Annotated in this window: 16 protein-coding genes and 1 pseudogene; 3 read left to right on the forward strand and 14 right to left on the reverse strand. The window is 56.2% G+C overall.

Annotated features, from left to right (window positions below):
• Window positions 1-80 precede the first annotated feature (80 nt).
• Window positions 81-980: a LysR family transcriptional regulator gene (locus BY447_RS08035; protein ID WP_013359142.1), complete on the forward strand. Its 900-nt coding sequence runs from the start codon at window positions 81-83 to the stop codon at window positions 978-980.
• Between the two features lie 22 nt (window positions 981-1,002).
• Here BY447_RS08035 and BY447_RS08040 read toward each other — a convergent pair whose 3' ends face one another.
• From BY447_RS08040 to pmbA, 11 genes and pseudogenes are all read right to left on the reverse strand, one after another.
• Window positions 1,003-2,913, reverse strand: a complete 1,911-nt coding sequence (locus BY447_RS08040; RefSeq protein WP_110330923.1) for a BglG family transcription antiterminator — start codon at window positions 2,911-2,913, stop codon at window positions 1,003-1,005.
• A 107-nt stretch (window positions 2,914-3,020) separates the two neighbouring features.
• Window positions 3,021-3,761, reverse strand: a complete 741-nt coding sequence (dagF, locus tag BY447_RS08045; protein WP_110330924.1) for a 2-dehydro-3-deoxy-phosphogluconate aldolase — start codon at window positions 3,759-3,761, stop codon at window positions 3,021-3,023.
• Entirely contained in the window at window positions 3,758-4,879 is a 1,122-nt protein-coding gene (locus BY447_RS08050; protein ID WP_110330925.1) for a DgaE family pyridoxal phosphate-dependent ammonia lyase, read from the reverse strand. The genes dagF and BY447_RS08050 overlap by 4 nt, the downstream gene beginning before the upstream one ends.
• Window positions 4,863-5,993, reverse strand: coding sequence for an amidohydrolase/deacetylase family metallohydrolase (locus tag BY447_RS08055; protein ID WP_110330926.1), 1,131 nt, complete (start codon window positions 5,991-5,993; stop codon window positions 4,863-4,865). The genes BY447_RS08050 and BY447_RS08055 overlap by 17 nt, the downstream gene beginning before the upstream one ends.
• A gap of 43 nt (window positions 5,994-6,036) precedes the next feature.
• Window positions 6,037-6,677, reverse strand: a pseudogene (locus tag BY447_RS08060) (DUF4310 family protein).
• 11 nt (window positions 6,678-6,688) lie between these two features.
• Window positions 6,689-7,465 carry a DUF4311 domain-containing protein gene (locus BY447_RS08065; protein ID WP_008925780.1) on the reverse strand — a complete coding sequence of 259 codons (777 nt, stop codon included), beginning with the start codon at window positions 7,463-7,465 and terminating at the stop codon, window positions 6,689-6,691.
• A 127-nt stretch (window positions 7,466-7,592) separates the two neighbouring features.
• Entirely contained in the window at window positions 7,593-7,892 is a 300-nt protein-coding gene (locus BY447_RS08070) for a DUF4312 family protein (protein ID WP_013359149.1), read from the reverse strand.
• 2 nt (window positions 7,893-7,894) lie between these two features.
• Window positions 7,895-8,251 (reverse strand): SFCGS family glycine-rich protein, encoded by a 357-nt coding sequence (locus BY447_RS08075; protein WP_010256477.1) that lies wholly within the window; start codon window positions 8,249-8,251, stop codon window positions 7,895-7,897.
• 13 nt (window positions 8,252-8,264) lie between these two features.
• Window positions 8,265-8,600: a glycine dehydrogenase gene (locus BY447_RS08080; RefSeq protein ID WP_061063460.1), complete on the reverse strand. Its 336-nt coding sequence runs from the start codon at window positions 8,598-8,600 to the stop codon at window positions 8,265-8,267.
• 294 nt (window positions 8,601-8,894) lie between these two features.
• Window positions 8,895-9,281, reverse strand: a complete 387-nt coding sequence (gene cybC, locus BY447_RS08085) for a cytochrome b562 (protein WP_033734013.1) — start codon at window positions 9,279-9,281, stop codon at window positions 8,895-8,897.
• A gap of 63 nt (window positions 9,282-9,344) precedes the next feature.
• Window positions 9,345-10,685 carry a metalloprotease PmbA gene (pmbA, locus tag BY447_RS08090; RefSeq protein ID WP_013359153.1) on the reverse strand — a complete coding sequence of 447 codons (1,341 nt, stop codon included), beginning with the start codon at window positions 10,683-10,685 and terminating at the stop codon, window positions 9,345-9,347.
• 115 nt (window positions 10,686-10,800) lie between these two features.
• Between pmbA and yjgA the strand changes: the two genes are divergently transcribed.
• Window positions 10,801-11,346 (forward strand): ribosome biogenesis factor YjgA, encoded by a 546-nt coding sequence (yjgA, locus tag BY447_RS08095; protein WP_013359154.1) that lies wholly within the window; start codon window positions 10,801-10,803, stop codon window positions 11,344-11,346.
• A gap of 38 nt (window positions 11,347-11,384) precedes the next feature.
• On the opposite strand, the gene BY447_RS08100 is transcribed toward yjgA, so the two are convergent.
• Together BY447_RS08100 and mpl are read right to left on the reverse strand one after the other, a co-directional pair.
• Entirely contained in the window at window positions 11,385-12,125 is a 741-nt protein-coding gene (locus BY447_RS08100; RefSeq protein WP_110330927.1) for an oligogalacturonate-specific porin KdgM family protein, read from the reverse strand.
• A gap of 352 nt (window positions 12,126-12,477) precedes the next feature.
• Window positions 12,478-13,830 (reverse strand): UDP-N-acetylmuramate:L-alanyl-gamma-D-glutamyl-meso-diaminopimelate ligase, encoded by a 1,353-nt coding sequence (gene mpl / locus BY447_RS08105; RefSeq protein WP_110330928.1) that lies wholly within the window; start codon window positions 13,828-13,830, stop codon window positions 12,478-12,480.
• A gap of 168 nt (window positions 13,831-13,998) precedes the next feature.
• Here mpl and fbp point away from each other — a divergent pair, with 168 nt between their 5' ends.
• On the forward strand, window positions 13,999-15,006 hold the full coding sequence (gene fbp / locus BY447_RS08110; RefSeq protein WP_013359157.1) for a class 1 fructose-bisphosphatase: 1,008 nt from the start codon (window positions 13,999-14,001) through the stop codon (window positions 15,004-15,006).
• 58 nt (window positions 15,007-15,064) lie between these two features.
• On the opposite strand, the gene BY447_RS08115 is transcribed toward fbp, so the two are convergent.
• Complete coding sequence (locus BY447_RS08115) at window positions 15,065-16,624, reverse strand: methyl-accepting chemotaxis protein (RefSeq protein WP_110330929.1); 1,560 nt, start codon at window positions 16,622-16,624, stop codon at window positions 15,065-15,067.
• Window positions 16,625-16,635: the final 11 nt, after the last annotated feature.

Below are 16,635 nucleotides of genomic sequence, written 5' to 3' on the forward strand. Positions count from 1 at the left end.
CCCATGGTAAAAGTCTGGACGCCGGATTGTTAGCCAGTTAATCTGCCCGGCATGTTCAAATTTCCTGACAGAGACCCGGGATGGCCAAAGAGCGTGCGTTAACCCTTGAATCGTTACGCGTTATGGATGCGATTGATCGGCGTGGCAGTTTTGCAGCAGCCGCAGATGAACTGGGGCGAGTGCCTTCCGCCCTCAGCTACACCATGCAGAAGCTGGAAGAGGAGCTGGATGTGGTGCTGTTTGACCGCTCCGGTCACCGTACCAAATTTACCAATGTGGGACGCATGCTGCTGGAGCGTGGCCGGGTGCTGCTGGAAGCGGCCGATAAGCTCACCACCGATGCAGAAGCGCTGGCGCGTGGCTGGGAAACCCATCTGACCATTGTTACCGAAGCGCTGGTGCCCATTGATGCGCTGTTTCCGCTGGTGACCCGTCTGGCCGACAAAGCCAACACGCAGTTTTCGCTGGTGACGGAAGTGCTGGCGGGCGCATGGGAACGACTGGAACAGGGCCGCGCCGATATCGTGATTGCCCCCGATATGCACTTCCGCGCCTCTACCGAGATCAACACCCGCAAGCTCTACACCATGATGAGCGTCTACGTCGCCAGTGCGGATCACCCGATTCATAACGAGCCGGAACCGCAGTCTGAAGTGACGCGGGTGAAATACCGTGGCATTGCGGTTGCGGATACCGCACGTGAGCGTCCGGTGCTGACCGTGCAGTTGCTGGATAAGCAGCAGCGCCTGACCGTGAGCAGTATGGACGACAAGCGGCGTGCGCTGCTGGCGGGCCTGGGCGTGGCAACCATGCCCTATTCATTAGTCGAGCAGGATATTGCTGAAGGTCGCCTGCGGGTAGTGAGTCCGGAGTATACTCGCGAGGTCGATATTATTATGGCGTGGCGGCGTGACAGCATGGGCGAAGCCAAATCCTGGTGTCTGCGCGAGATCCCGCGCCTGCTGGCGAAGAAAAACTAAGTATCATGGTTTCAGGGCGAAGCTAAGACCGGCTCAGGCAATCCATCGCCACCGCCCTGAAGCTGTTGAAATCGCTGCTGTCCCGCAGGCGGGTCATCGCCCGTTCACGCAGGAACGTCACAAACAGATCGTATATCGCCATTGCCTCTTCATACTCACTTTTGCTGATGGCCAGCAGGAAGATGACATAGGCGGTATCGTCGCCCCACGAGATGCCATGCGGAGCCAGCACGGTATAGACCACGGTTTTCTTTGCCAGCAGTCCCAGCGAGTGCGGCAGTGCGATCCCTTCGCCCAGCATGGTGCTGACAATCGCTTCACGCTCTTCAACCGACGGACAGAACGCCGCATCCACAAAGCCCTCCGCCTGCAGCTGATCGCACAGCTGACGAAACAGTTCAGACTGGGTCATCGGCCTGTCAACAATATGAAAGTGCTGGGCATCAAAAAATTTCGCCAACATATAGGGCCGCGTCCGGTCGACCAGCACCAGCTTGCCAATCTGCTCCAGCTGAAAACCGGTGGGAAACGGTGACATCACCACCACCGGTTTCTCTTTTTCACTGAGCCGGATGGTCGAGATAACAAAATCTTCGTCGATACGGCTGCGCGCCTCATATTCGCGCTGTGACAGGCGCGCCGTGACCTGTAACTGCGGGTATTTACGCAGCAGCATTGCCTCAATCATGCGCAGCGTAGAGTTACCGCTGTCGCACACCAGCAGCACCTGCGGATGGCGCTGATAGCCGACGTCATAGTGGCGCTCCAGCCCGACGCCAATATGCAGAACCAGAAAGCCGATCTCATTTTCGGAGATAACATACGGGGTATATTTCCCCCAGCTGGTTACCGCCGCTAAGGTGACATCGTAGGCCATCGGATAGTGCTGCTTGATGTTGCTGAGCAAGGGGTTGGGAATGTGGATCTGATAGCGCACCCGGGTAATCATGGTTTTGATGTGGGTGAGCAGATCGGCACGCAGTTGCTGATCGTTTTGCAGATTGAAGTTGTAGTGGGTGTTAATAAAGCTGAGCAGGTAATCCACTAAAGCGTCGGCGTCATCGGCATTAATAGCGCTGGGGGCGATCGCCTGAATGCGCCGCGCCGCAATATTGACCCGCAGCCAGTTCTCTTCCGCTGGTGAAATCGGTTTGCTGACCAGCGGGCGCATCAGATTAATCAGCTGATGTGCCGCTTCACGCACCTCATCACCAATCTCCTCGGCTCCCGGATCGTTTAACGGATAGCCTTCACTGATGCGACGCACCGCCACGGCGCAGTAAAGCCGCAGATAGCGCTCGCCCTCATCGCTGAGGCGAATATTGTGCTGGGCAAAGCAGTTTTGCAGCAGCGGGCGCAGCGTCTCCAGCATGCCGCTGTTGAGCGCTTCAATCGTCAGCAGCGGACTCTCCGGCTGCGCCTGATCGATTTGCCATAACAGATCGGTCAGGCAGGTCCGAATCGCCACTTCGCTGCCGAACAGCTTCATGCCGTAGTGTGGCTTGCTTTCAATAGTGAGGTGATAGCGCCCCAGCCATTCGCGGACTTCTGCCATATCATTCTGCAGGGTGGCGCGGCTGACAAACCACTCTTCGGCCAGCTCTTCAAGTTTCAGCGAATAGGCCGCAGTGAGAAAGCGGGTCAGCAGGTAGCGAACCCGGTCTGGCGAGGTGCGTGGCACCCGCAGCGGCGACGCGGTGTGCTGCTGCAGATGCTGAAAGCGCTGAGCATCCTCAATCTTCAGCTGATAGCCCGCGCCACGGCTCAGGATAAACTGCGCGCCATGCTCTGCCAGCAGCGCATTCAGCGCCGTGATATCGGTGCGCACGGTGCGGGTCGAGACGGCAAAACGCCGCGCCAGCTCATCCTGAGGCAGCGTTTCGTTTTGCAGGGCATCGAACAGTTGCGCGAGGCGCTGATTGGGAAATCTCACAAGCGTTACCTGTTTGCAGACAGAAAGTGGGAACATCAGCCTACGGCGATCGTCACACAACGTCCATGTTGCGCGATCGGCCTGCTGCAGGCTGATCGTGTCGATCTCTACGCCAGCAGCGTTTTACAGATGGTCAGTAGCTGCTGCACATCTTCGATGCGGGTCTCTCCGCTGGCTTTGTCGATGATCGAACTGTAGACGTGCGGGATCACTTTGCTGACGCCGGACTCCAGCGCAATGCGCACGATCTCGCCGAAATTCTCCAGATCGATACCGCCGGTGGGCTCCAGCCAGAAATCGAGTTTTGCACAGGCTTCCGCCACGGCGCGATACTCATCCACCACCTGCAGACCGCCCATCGGGAAATATTTCACCGAGCTGCCGCCCATATCCTGCAGCATCGCAATCGCCGTTTCGATAGGCACGATCCCGTCCTGCTGTTTTGCGCTGCGCGGTCCGGTAGAGATTTTCACCTGACCCGGCGTGCCGGTGGGCGAGATCAGACCGTTCACGATGGTCTGTGACTGGCCCAGCAGCGCACGACTGGTGGCGACGCCGGTAAAGACCTGGTTCACATGCTGCGGTTGCAGCACCGCGGAGATCTCACTCACCATCTGTGACTGATTAGGATCACCCGCACCCAGCCCCACCGACAGCGCATTATCAATCAGCGCAGCATACTCGCGCATATCAGCGATAGCGGCGTCATTGCTGGCGTAGTTTTTTGACAGCACGCCGACCAGCACGTGCCCTTCTGCTGCCTGCCAGATGGCGCGGGCGTTCTCTTTTGATCCCGCCAGGACGTTAAGGCAGATGCGATCCTGATAAAAGTTGGGGGTCAGCGTCATGCGTGTTTCTCTCCGTTTAACAGTGCCTGAATGCGGGTGAAAATAGTGTTCAGTTGATCAGCGCTGACGCTGCGCACGTCTGCTTCAATGATCCCCTCGTTGGCTTTGTAGCCACGGAAGTAGATCGCGACGTCGCCCTTTTTCAGCGCCTGCACCAGATCGCCGGTGCGCTGCTGGATTGCAGCTTCGTCAAAGGCGATCTCCGTGCGGGCGATATCACGTCCGGCGGCATCCCATACGATCCGAGCCGTCACGCCATGCAGGCCATTGAGCTGCTCAATAAACGGCGTCATTTTTTCCACCATCTGCGCGCCGCTGATTTTTGGCTGCGTCAGATAGTTTTCGATTGCCTGGGTCAGCCCCAGAATCCCCTCTTTGCCCACTTTCATTGCGCGGCCAATGCCGTTGGTCTGGCGTTTGACCCACTCAACGTAGTGGTGTCTGCCAATCACCAGCCCGCTGGTCGGCCCTTCAATCGCTTTTGCGCCGCTGTAGATCACCAGATCGGCACCCGCCTGGTAGTAGCACTGCAGATCCTCTTCCGCGGCTGCATCGACGATCAGCGGTACACCATGCTCACGCGCAACCGCCGCGGCCTGCGCTACATCAAGATGGCTCTTCTGCACGCAGTGATGCGATTTCACATAGAGGATTGCTGCGGTCTGCGGCGTGATCGCCGCCGCCAGCTGGGCAGGTGAGCACTCGTTGCTGTAACCCGCTTCCACCAGTTGCCCGCCACCCAGTGCCACCATGCTGCCGACCGGGGCGCCATAGTTCACGTTGTGGCCTTTCGGCACTACAATCTGGTGCGGGATGGTCAGCGGTGCGGCGTGCAGGTTATCCACCAGCCAGTCATTGTCTTTCACAATCACCGCCGCCACGCACTGGGCGATGCCTGCGGAGGCGCAGGAGACCACCAGCGCGTTCTCCACCTTCAGCAGACCGGCGATATAAGCACCGGTCTTATCCACCAGATCTTTCATTTCGAAGTAGTGGTCGAGGCCGTATTTCACCGTATCGATCACGTCACTCGACGGCGTAGAGACGCCGAGGATCGTCATACGGCCAGAGGCGTTAATTACCGGCTTCAGGCCATACTTTTCATATACCGAGGTCATGCGCTATTCCTTCTTCTGTCGCGATCCACGTGCCAGCGACCACGGCCGCCAGCGGAACCAGATGCTTCTCACCGGTTACCTGTTCACCTTCTGAATCGATAAAGGGCCGGCTTTCCTCTTTGACGCTAAAAACAGTCAGGTCGGCGTCATAGCCAACTTTCAGCTGGCCCTTGCGCAGCAGGCGCAGTCCTGTGGCCGCATTGACCGTCACGCAGTCGATCACCTGCGGCAGCGTCATACCGACGCTGAAGAATTTCGACATCACATGCGCCAGGCTGTGAACCGGCCCGGTCAGGCGATTACGGCAGTAGATGTCAGAGCTGATGGTGTCGGGCAGAATGCCCTGCGCAATCGCCACGCGGGCGACCTCGAAGCTGAAGCTGGCGCTGCCGTGGCCAACATCGAGTTTTACGCCACGTGCAATGGCATGTTTTACCGCCGCTTTGAGTTCACCCTGCGGCGTCAGAATGCGGTTGGGTTTGCCATTAAAGCAGTGCGTGATGATGTCGCCTGTGGTGAGCAGATCCGCAATCTGGTCGAGATTGGGTGGATTATTGCCAATGTGAACCATCAGCGGCAGACTGCCGCTCTCCTGCTGGATCGCTTTGGCTTTGATCAGCGGCTGGACGCCGTTCTGACCGACCACGCTGCTGCTGATGCGCGCCTTGAGGCCGACAATAAAATCGGGCAGTCGAGCCACGGCCTGCTGCACCGCCTCGCCATCGATCTGCGTCATATCGGCCAGCTCATTCTGAGTGACGATGCCGGTACGGGCGATATTGATCAGCGCATAGACCTGGGTTTGCGCCGCGCGCGTTAGCTGGTAGAAGTCATCAATGTGCTCTGCGCCGGTGCTGCCCGCATCAACCACTGTGGTGACGCCATGCGCCACGCCGATCGCGTCCGCTTCATCATGATAAATGGGCGATTTGGGATAGCAGTGAACGTGGGAGTCGATCCAGCCCGCGCTGAGGTAGTAGCGGCCCGCCAGATCGCGCTCACGCGGTGCGCTGCCCTGCACCTTGCCGATGGCAGCAATGCGGCCATCCTGCAGCGCAATATCGACCACCTGCTCATCGCTGAGGCGCGCATTGCGGATAATCAAGTCGTACATGGTTTCTCCTTAACGACAGCCCGCTGCCGGGCTGCCGGTGAGATCAGAGAGCAATCGGGAACAGCGCACCCAGGATCATCGCACCGAGGATGGCACCGCCGGTAATCGGCTTGTTCCAGAGATAGAACAGCAGCGCACCCAGCAGCGAGCCCAGACCAATCGGAATGGAGGCCGCCATGGCGGACAGGATGATCAGCGGCCCCAGAAAGCGGCCTGAAGCATTACCAGCACCCATCATCACGTCTGCGCCGTAGGTGGAGTCGCTCTGATTGATGGTGAATTTACGCGCCAGAATGATCAGGTAGCCAATCGCCACGCCAATCACCAGGCCCGTCGCCAGCGAAGCTGCGAAGTTCGCCACGGGGAAGATGATGCCCGCCCCCAGCAGCAGTGCCGGCACACCCAGCCGACCCCGGTCTGGATCGCGCCGCCGATATCGAGAATGCCCACCAGCGAGCCTTCAATAATGCGGGCAAACAGGAAGCTGGCACCAAAGGCGGCGACCGCGCCGTAGACGCCGGTTTCCATGCCGGCGCGCAGCATCGAGACAAACGCCACTTCGTTAAACGCGCCAATGCCATAGAGGTAATACATGTGGGTCCCGGCGAAAACCCCCGAGGAGAGCAGGCCAACAAAGATCGGGAAAGACCAGTCGGCGTACCAGAAGCCTTTATTTTCGTTCATCGCATCGCCTCTTATTTGCCGCTGACTGAGTTGTGGATCATGTCGAGCCAGCCGGGAATGCCGAGCTGGAAGGACTGCAGCAGCTTCATGTCGAAACCGCGGAAGAAGCCGCTCAGCACAAACAGCAGCACGATGGCGGTCATCATTACTTTGGTGACCCGGTTCCAGCCGCTCTCTTCCACGCCTTTACCGATCAGGATCCCCAGCACCAGACCTGGTACGGCGTTGCCCATGATCAGCTGCGCCAGACCGCCAAAAATGGTGGCCCAGAAGCCTGACTTTTTGCCTGCATCGATCGCCGCCAGCCAGAAGATGACCGGCATGACGGTGTTCACCAGCAGGTTTGCGGCGGGCACCAGCACTTTGACCGCCGTCACCTGCAGCGCAGCCGGCACAGCAGAGGCGGTAGAGTTGAGGAATGCGACCACGATCATGCCGATGATGCCGCAGGCGATGGCCATTTTTTTCGGATCGTGCAGCGTCTCCGCCACATTACGATTCTTCACCATCAGGGCAGCCGCACCCCAGTTTGGAATGATACGATGGTCCACATCCTGCGTGAATGAACCGGCTGCGACAGACGATGCCCAGGCATTGAAAAAGAAGCCAAGACCAAAGGAGAAATGAGATGCCGGATCGCCTTCACACGAGTTCAGCTCGCCCAGCGTACGAAACGCCCCCATGCCCTGGGTGGTGGGCGCGTGGAACATACGTGCAGCCCCCGCGCCAACGCCGACGCCTACCAGGCCCCCAATGATCAACGACTTAAACAAAATGATTAAAAACATGTTGTTGTACCTTGTTGTCGTTTTTACCCGCCCTATCCGCGCCGCCGCATCGCCCCGGCCTGACCGCCGCGCTATCGCTACAGCAGTGGAATGGGCAAACGGCGGGCTGATGTAAACAGGTTCTGTTTTATGATGCCGCCGTGAACGTCACCTGCTCGGTGTCGAAAACGGTGACGCTGACGGTGATCTCCAGCGTTACGCTGAAGCTCCGCCGTTGGCGCGCCAGAAAGAAAAAGAGAAACTTCTCGGTTCTGACGCTCTCCTGCGCACGCAGCACCCGGACATCCTGAGGTTCGATGCGCAGCAGAATTTTTTGCGTCGCGCGCAGAACCTGGTTCTGCACACGACTCAGGGCATCGGCAAAGGCTTTCGCTTTGGTGTCGCCTTTGCCCTCAACCGTCACCTGGGTAACGTAGTGTTCTTTCATAATCAGCTGCCGTGCTTCTTGTTCCAGGCCTGCACCAGCCGCTCGCCTAACTCTTCTTTATCCATAAAGCCGAAGCCCAGCACCGTGGCGCCTTCATTGATGGCGGTGACGCCTTCGTCAACAGAACGCATGCCGTGTTTGGCTTTGTAGCCATATTTGTTCTGCGCGGTGATAGCACCTGCGCCGCCGCTGCCGCAGAACGAGATGCCGAAATCGGCGTTTTCTGCCTTCATCACGTCACCCAGCTTCATGTCAGCGGCCACGCCTGGCACCACGACAGCACGACCACCCGCTTTCTCGATGCCCGCCGCCACTTTCTGGCCCTTACCTAAACGATCGCCAATCACTACTGTTACCATGGTGTGTTCCTCTCTAATTGTTTGATCGCGCAACTTCAATATGCACTGACAGCAGCCAGGCCTCTTCGCGGGGGAGATTGCCGAACAGGTCGACGACCTGCTGCGCCAGCGCGACCGTTTCAGGCGGAATATCCTCAAACAGCTCCGCTTCCACTTCCGGCAGCGGCTCCCCGCTCAGCGAGCGTGACGCCATGGCCCCGACATGCGATTGCAGCATCTGCTGCTGGACCGCATTGGGCTGAATGCCATGCTGCTGATAGATCGCCGCAATCTGCGTCATTACGCTGTCAGCCAGCTGTTGCACTTTCTCCGGTGGCGCTTCATACACCGGGACGCCGTTATTGCTCACCTTGCTACTCCTGTTAAACCGGATAATTCGCGTTAGAAATAAATTAGCGGTCATCACCCCGGCTGTGGAGAGGCAACATTTCCAGCAGTAAGTGGAAATTGAAGTGAAGGTTGTGCGTCAGATCGCAGGCTGCACGCTTAGTGCGATATACGTCGCAAAATGCGCCAAATGATGGCGTTAGCTTCGCAAGGCGGTGATGTTGTGCGGCGACCAGACTGCCGGGCGGTGGTTTACGGTGCGGTGATAAGCAGAAGTGATGGTAAAAACCGCCGGTCAGGCTGACCGGCGGTCGGATTAGCGGAATTTCTTATGGTTGGTATTACGGATGTCATCAAATTTAGCGGCTTCGCGCTTTGCGCCGTCCACGTTGTTGGCTTTCGCCAGCGCGCTGACCACGTCAATCTGTGCGATAAGTGAGTCGAGGCCCGCGTGGTAGTCTTTGATCTGCGCACTGTCAGCAGGCTGACCTTCCAGCTTATCGGGCGTCGACTTTTTGGCATCCTGCGCCGCGGTTCGCATTTTGGTTAACGCCTGCTGCATCTCCTGCGCACTGTCCGTTTTCTTAACGATTTTCAGATTCGCATTGAGCGTGTCCATATCCTGCTCCAGATCTGCCGCATAGAGGCTGACGCTGGAGAACAACAGAGAAGCCGACAACATTGCAATCACATGCTTACGCATCATTACTTCCTTTTTATTGTGATGAAAAAAAAGCAGCCAACAGGCTGCTTCAGGAATTCATCTTTATTGGCCCGCTATCTTCATCTCAGGCAGTAACACGGAACCGCACTGGATATTACTGCGGGTTTCAATATCGTCACCGATGGTCACCATGTTGTGCCACATCTCTTTAAGATTGCCGGCAATAGTGACTTCGCTGACCGGGTACTGAATGACGCCATTCTCAACCCAGAAACCGGCTGCACCGCGTGAGTAGTCACCGGTAATAGCGCTGACGCCCTGGCCCATCAGCTCGGTCACCACTAATCCGGTTCCCATCTGCTTCAGCAGGTCGTCAAAGCTGTGGCCCTGACCCGCAATGCGCCAGTTATGAATACCACCAGCATGACCAGTGCTGGTCAGACCCAGTTTACGGGCGGAATAGCTGGTCAGCAGCCAGGTCTGCAATACGCCATCTTTGATGATGTCGCGCGCCTGAGTCCGTACCCCTTCGCTGTCGAACGGCGTAGAGGCGAGCCCTTTCAGCAGGTGTGGCTGTTCACTGATGGTGAGCCACTCCGGCAGAATCTGCTGACCCATTGAATCCAGCAGGAAAGTCGATTTACGGTAAACGCTGCTGCCGCTGATCGCACCAACCAGATGACCAAACAAGCCGGTCGCCACTTCAGCGGCAAAAATCACCGGGGCTTTCATGGTCGGCAGTTTACGCGGGGCCAGACGGGAGAGCGTACGGCGCGCGCACTCGGCTCCTACCCACTCCGGGCTTTTCAAATCTTCAAATGCACGGCCAATGGTATAGGCGTAGTCGCGCTCCATGTTGCCATCCTGCTCAGCGATGACGCAGCTGGAGAGCGAATGGCGGCTTGAGCAGTAGCTCTGCAACATTCCGTGGCTGTTGCCAAAGACTTTGATGCCGACGTGGCTGTTGAAACTGCCGCCTTCGGTGTTGGTAATTCGCTTATCGGCACGCAGTGACGCCTGCTCCGCCTGCGCGGCCAGTTCAATGGCGCGGTCAGCGTCAATTTCCCACGGATGGTAAAGATCCAGATCCGGCGCATCATAGGCCAGCAGCTCTGCGTCGGCCAGACCGGCAAACGGATCGGGCGAGGTGTAGCGGGCAATATCAATCGCGGCCTGCACGGTACGTTTGATCGCATCCGGGCTGAGGTCGGTCGATGAGGCACTGCCTTTACGATTCTGATGATAAACGGTGATGCCCAGCGCACCGTCGCTGTTAAATTCAACGTTTTCCACTTCGCCATAACGGGTGCTGACCCCGATGCCGGTGGTCTTACTGACAGCCACTTCCGCGCTGTCAGTGCTTGCTTTAGCCAGTTCAAGTGCCTGCGCAATGGCCTGCTCCAGTACTTTTCGCTGTTCTGCAACCTGAGTAGATACGTTCATCGACCTGCCGTCTAATCTTATGTGTGAATGATTTGAGTCTATCAGAGTCAGAGAACAATTTCGCAGTCACCCGATAAACTGGTAGGATTAGCCTCTTTTTTTTGGGAGCCCGGAAATGACCAGACAGCCCGATGAGTGGCTCGACGATGTGCCAGATAATGACGAAGAAGAAGATGAAGAGATTATCTGGGTCAGTAAGAGTGAAATTAAACGCGATGCAGAAGAGTTAAAGCGCCTGGGAGCCGAACTGGTTGATCTGGGTAAAAACTCGCTGGATAAAATCCCGCTGGATGAGCGCCTGCGCACCGAGATCGAACTGGCACAGCGCATCAAGAAAGAGGGTCGCCGCCGTCAGCTGCAGCTGATCGGTAAACTGCTGCGCAGCATTGATGTGGAGCCTATCCGCATTGCGCTGGATAAGCTCAAGAATCGCCACAACCAGCAGGTTGCGCTGTTCCATAAACTGGAAATGCTGCGCGATCGTCTGATTGAGCAAGGTGATGAGGCGATGAGCGACGTGATTGCGCTTTATCCCGATGCCGATCGTCAGCAGTTACGCAGTATGATCCGTAATGCGCAGAAAGAGAAAGCGGGCAACAAGCCGCCGAAGTCTGCCCGTCAGATTTTCCAGTATCTGCGTGAGCTGGCCGAAGCGCAGTAATGCCATGGCGGGCAGTCTCGCCCGCCTCCCGGCAGCACTTACCGATAGATATAGAGAATACCGGTGCGCAGCCGCAACTGGCGTTCGCTCGATGTAGCAGAACGTCCGATATCACCAAAGGTGACGTAAGGCACCCAGACGCGATCGTTGCCAAGCGCATAATCGAACTGTAACTCCTGTTCATAGTCATCATGTTTATTAGCAAACAGTTTCGCATCCGCGTGCTTATACACCAGCTTATAGGTGGTGGTGAGGCGATCGGTTTTATTCCGCAGATAGAGATCAAAACGGTTAGCCGTGCGATGCCGGTCAGTATCGCAATAATCAATACCCCCGGTGCGGCAGTGATCGTCATGGGCATAATCAGTCAGTTCAAGGCGATATAATCCGCCAACAGACCAGCGGTCATTAATTTTATACCAGGGTGCCACACCAAACTTCCATTCGGTGCGCGAGGAGTTAAATTCCGGCTGAATAAAAGGCGATAGCGTCCAGTTCCCCCAGTACCAGGACTTCAGAAAAGTGACTTCCACCACATTTAACACGGTGTCGTTATAATATTTATCTTTTGGATCTGCGCCACCGGTTTTAAATTTGGTTTCGACGCCAAGAAACATATTATCCGGCAGTGTGGTACTCAGCCCCAGCTTGTCATAGTGTGTGCGGTCGCGAAGACGGTACTCGTGCCGGTAATCCACCGTAGCCGTTGCCAGCGCTGCCGCCGAAGTGCATAACAGCGTGACGCCCAGAGCTAATGATCGTGTTGTATTTTTTCCCATAAAAATGTCCTTATTCTCAGTAATAAGGGCAATGAATTATCCGAATTCATTTAACCCAAATTTAACTTATATTTAAACCCTGTATTAATATAAGATGCCACATAAAGAAAACCTGTTAATTGTTTCTTTAATCTGAATCCTTCTGATTATTATTTATTTCTCAGCTGCAACAGAGACGATGCTAAAAATAACCGGCAGGTGTGGCCTTTCTGTTTCAGACACTAATAAAGAAAATATGGCAACTGAAGGAAGAGTGAGCAGATCAGATTCAAACTATGCGGGATTTATTCAGGAAATAATATTAACGGCAATAACGCTTTAAAAAAAAGCGCCCGAAACGGGCGCCTGATTTTCAGGCCAGCCTGTCCAGCAGCTTCTGATGAATGCCACCAAACCCGCCGTTGCTCATCACCAGAATCGTGTCGCCAGGCTGAGCGGCTTTGGCCACCATTTCGACCAGGGTATCGATATCCGCGCTCCAGTGCGCAGGCGGAATGCACGCTTCTGCTACATCTGAAACCTGCCACGGAATATGGTGCGGCTGGAACAGGAAGACCTCATCAGCACGCGCCAGCGACGGCGCCAGGTCGTTTTTGCTGACGCCCATCTTCATCGTATTGGAGCGAGGCTCCAGCACGGCCAGGATACGTGCTCTGCCACCCACTTTACTGCGCAGGGCAGCCAGTGTCGCCAGAATGGCCGTCGGATGGTGAGCGAAGTCATCATAGACTTTGATGTTATTCACTTCGCCACGCACCTCCAGCCTGCGACGTGCATTGATAAAGGTGTTCAGCGCCTGGCCGGCATCTTCCGGCTTCACACCTACATGCCGCGCGGCAGCAATTGCCATCAGGCCGTTGTGCATGTTGTGTTCGCCCACCAGCGCCCAGTTCACTTCCCCGACTTTCTCACCGTCGAGCCAGATTTCCCAGTGAGACGCATCGTTGGTCAGCTTCTTCGCCTGCCAGCGCCCGTGCTCGCCAACGCTCTCCTGCTCGCTCCAGCAACCCATCGCCATCACCTGTTTGAGGTTAGGATCATGTTCCGGCAGCAGGATCTTGCCCTGGCCCGGCACGATCCGCACCAGATGGTGGAACTGTTTCTGGATCGCCCGCAGATCGTCAAAGATATCGGCGTGATCAAACTCAAGGTTGTTGAGGATCAGGGTCCGTGGAGAGTAATGGACAAATTTGGAACGCTTATCAAAAAACGCGCAGTCGTACTCATCCGCTTCAATCACGAAGAATGGACTTTTTCCTAATTTTGCCGAGACATCGAAGTTTCCAGGCACACCACCAATAATGAAGCCGGGTTCAAGGCCGCAGGCCTCGAGAATCCACGCTGCCATGCCGGCTGTGGTGGTTTTACCGTGGGTTCCGGCCACGGCCAGCACCCAGCGGTCGCGCAGCACGAAATCGTGCAGCCATTGCGGGCCGGAGAGGTAGGGAATGTTGCGTTCCAGCACTGCTTCCACACAAGGATTACCTCGCGTCATCGCATTGCCGATAATGACTAAGTCAGGCACCGGATCAAGCTGACTGGCGTCATAACCTTCCGTTAATTCAATGCCTTGCTGTTCGAGCAGTGTACTCATTGGCGGGTAAACGTTGGCGTCGGAACCGGTCACCTGATGACCCAGTGAACGAGCCAGCACCGCCAGACCACCCATAAAAGTGCCACAAATCCCGAGGATGTGAATGCGCATAACATGATCCATTACTCAAAAGTTCGGCGCACAGTGTAACGCCGCTCGCAGACGGAAGAAACGGATTAGGACTATGGTTTTTGAAGTTCAATCGGCTAAACTGCGTACGCATCCGTTGGCAGACTGTTACGCGTGCTGCCACTCCATCGAAGATTCAGGGAATGTGTTATGAAAACGTTGGGCGAATTTATCGTCGAGAAGCAGCACGACTTTCCGCACGCCACAGGTGAACTGACGGCGCTGATTTCAGCTATCAAGCTGGGTGCCAAAATTATCCACCGCGACATCAATAAAGCCGGTTTAGTGGATATTCTCGGTGCCAGTGGTGTGGAAAATGTTCAGGGTGAACAGCAGATGAAACTGGATCTGTTTGCCAACGAAAAACTGAAGGCAGCACTGAAAGCACGTGGCATCGTCGCCGGTATCGCTTCTGAGGAAGAAGACGAGTTCGTTATCTTTGAAGGTGAGGAAAACGGTAAGTACGTGGTGTTAATGGATCCACTGGATGGTTCTTCTAACATCGACGTTAACGTTTCCGTCGGTACCATTTTCTCTATTTATCATCGCGTCAGCGAGCCGGGTACGCCAGTGGTTGAAGCGGACTTCATGCAGCCAGGCAACAAGCAGGTTGCTGCCGGTTACGTGGTTTACGGCTCATCCACCATGATGGTGTACACCACCGGTGCAGGCGTGCATGCGTTTACTTACGATCCGTCACTGGGTGTGTTCTGCCTCAGCCACGAACGTATGACCTATCCACCAACCGGTTACACCTACTCGATTAACGAAGGTAACTACATTCGTTTCCCGCAGGGTGTGAAGAAATATCTGAAGTTCTGTCAGGAAGAGGATCTGCCAACGCACCGTCCTTATACCTCACGTTACATCGGATCGCTGGTCGCGGATTTCCATCGTAATCTGCTCAAAGGCGGGATCTACCTCTACCCAAGCACCGCCAGCCATCCTCAGGGCAAGCTGCGTCTGCTGTATGAGTGCAATCCGATGGCCTTTCTGGCCGAGCAGGCGGGCGGTAAAGCCAGCGACGGTCAGAAGCGTATTCTGGATATTCCACCGGTCACGCTGCATCAGCGCTGCCCGTTCTACTGCGGTAATGAGGCAATGGTAAACGACGTTGAGCGTTTCCTGGCTGAGTTCCCGGATTGCCGTCAGGGTTAATCTGGTCGTAGTATAAAAAGAGATATAAAAAGGGCGCGATTTCGCGCCCTTTTTGCTTTTATGCCGTCTGTAATCTGAACTGCGCCATGGTTGCCTGAAGCTGATCGGACTGCGCTTCCAGCGACTGAGTCGCGGCGGTTGCCTGCTCCACCAGCGCGGCGTTCTGCTGCGCCGCCGCATCCATCTGCGTGACCGCCAGATTGACCTGCTCAATGCCACGGCTCTGCTCGTCGGAGGCCATCGAGATCTCTTTCATCAGTGCCGTGACGCGCATGACCTCGCCAGAAATCTCATCCATGGTTTCACCAGCGCGCGTCGCCATCTCCGTGCCCTCTCTGACCCGCGTCTGTGAATCACTGATCAGCGTGCGAATCTCTTTGGCGGCGTTAGCGCTGCGCTGTGCCAGCGTGCGCACTTCATTCGCCACTACTGCAAAGCCCCGACCCTGTTCACCTGCGCGCGCCGCTTCCACGGCGGCGTTAAGCGCCAGGATATTGGTCTGGAAGGCGATGCCGTCAATCACGCTGAGAATGTCGCCGATGCGATTGGCGCTGTCGGTGATCTCATGCATTTTTTCCATCACGTAGCTGACCACCTCAGCGCCGCGATCGGCAGTCTCGGAGACCGCGCTAGCCAGCTGATTCGCCTGCTGAGCATTCGTGGCGTTAAGGCGCACGGTTGCCGTGAGCTGCTCCATGCTAGCCGCCGTCTGCTCCAGCGAAGCGGCAGACTCTTCGGTGCGCTGCGACAGATTGACGTTACCCGCGGCCAGTTCACGGCTGCCGATGTCGATCTGCATACTCGCTTCACGCACCTGACTCACCGAGGTGCGCAGTGACTGCTGCATCCCGCTCAGCGCGTGGTTAAGTCGTCCCAGCTCGTTGTTACTTGACGGTGGCAACGCCTGTGACAGGTCGCCCAACGCGATCTGCTCAAGATGGACAATTGCCTGGTTCAGCGGCTGCAGCAGCATCCGGCGCAGCAGTTGCCAGGCGAGCACCAGCAGCAGCAGGGTTAATACCCCCGCTACGGCGATCAGGATTTTCATTTTGGTTTCGTTGTAGGCCGCCTGTTCAAGCTGGGCCTGAGTGATCTGATCGGCCAGCTGGCTGAAGTCATTGACCGCCTTGTCGTAACTGGCCGCCAGCGTCGCCAGATTGCCTTCCAGCAGCTGGTAATATTCGTCGGTATATTGCTTATCCAGCGCATCCATCATCGGTTTGATGCCCTGATCGAGATAGGCTTTGTAACTGGCTGAAACCGCATCCGCCAGCATTTTGCCGTGCGCCGTCACTGTTCCGGCATCAACAAAACGCTTCAGGTGTTTCTGCGATGACACCACATCCGCCTGCGACAGTTTTGTCACTGCCGCGCCCTCTTCCAGCATACCAATTTCAATTTTACGTACCGCCAGCGCCGCGTTTGCGCGGGCCCGCATCAGATCGGAATTGCTCTTATACAGACTGTTCAGCTCGATCCCCTGAATGCGATTGATTACATCCAGCGAGCGATTGCCTTTATTAATTGCCACGATACCCATAAAACTCACCGCCAACAGCAGCAGTGTCATAAATGCCAGCAATGCCAGCAACCCCGTGCGAAGTGATAACTGTTTCATCCTGATAGTTT

Origin of the sequence: Pantoea sp. JKS000250 (genome assembly GCF_003201065.1) — a bacterium.
GTDB classification, from domain to species: Bacteria; Pseudomonadota; Gammaproteobacteria; order Enterobacterales; family Enterobacteriaceae; genus Pantoea; species Pantoea vagans.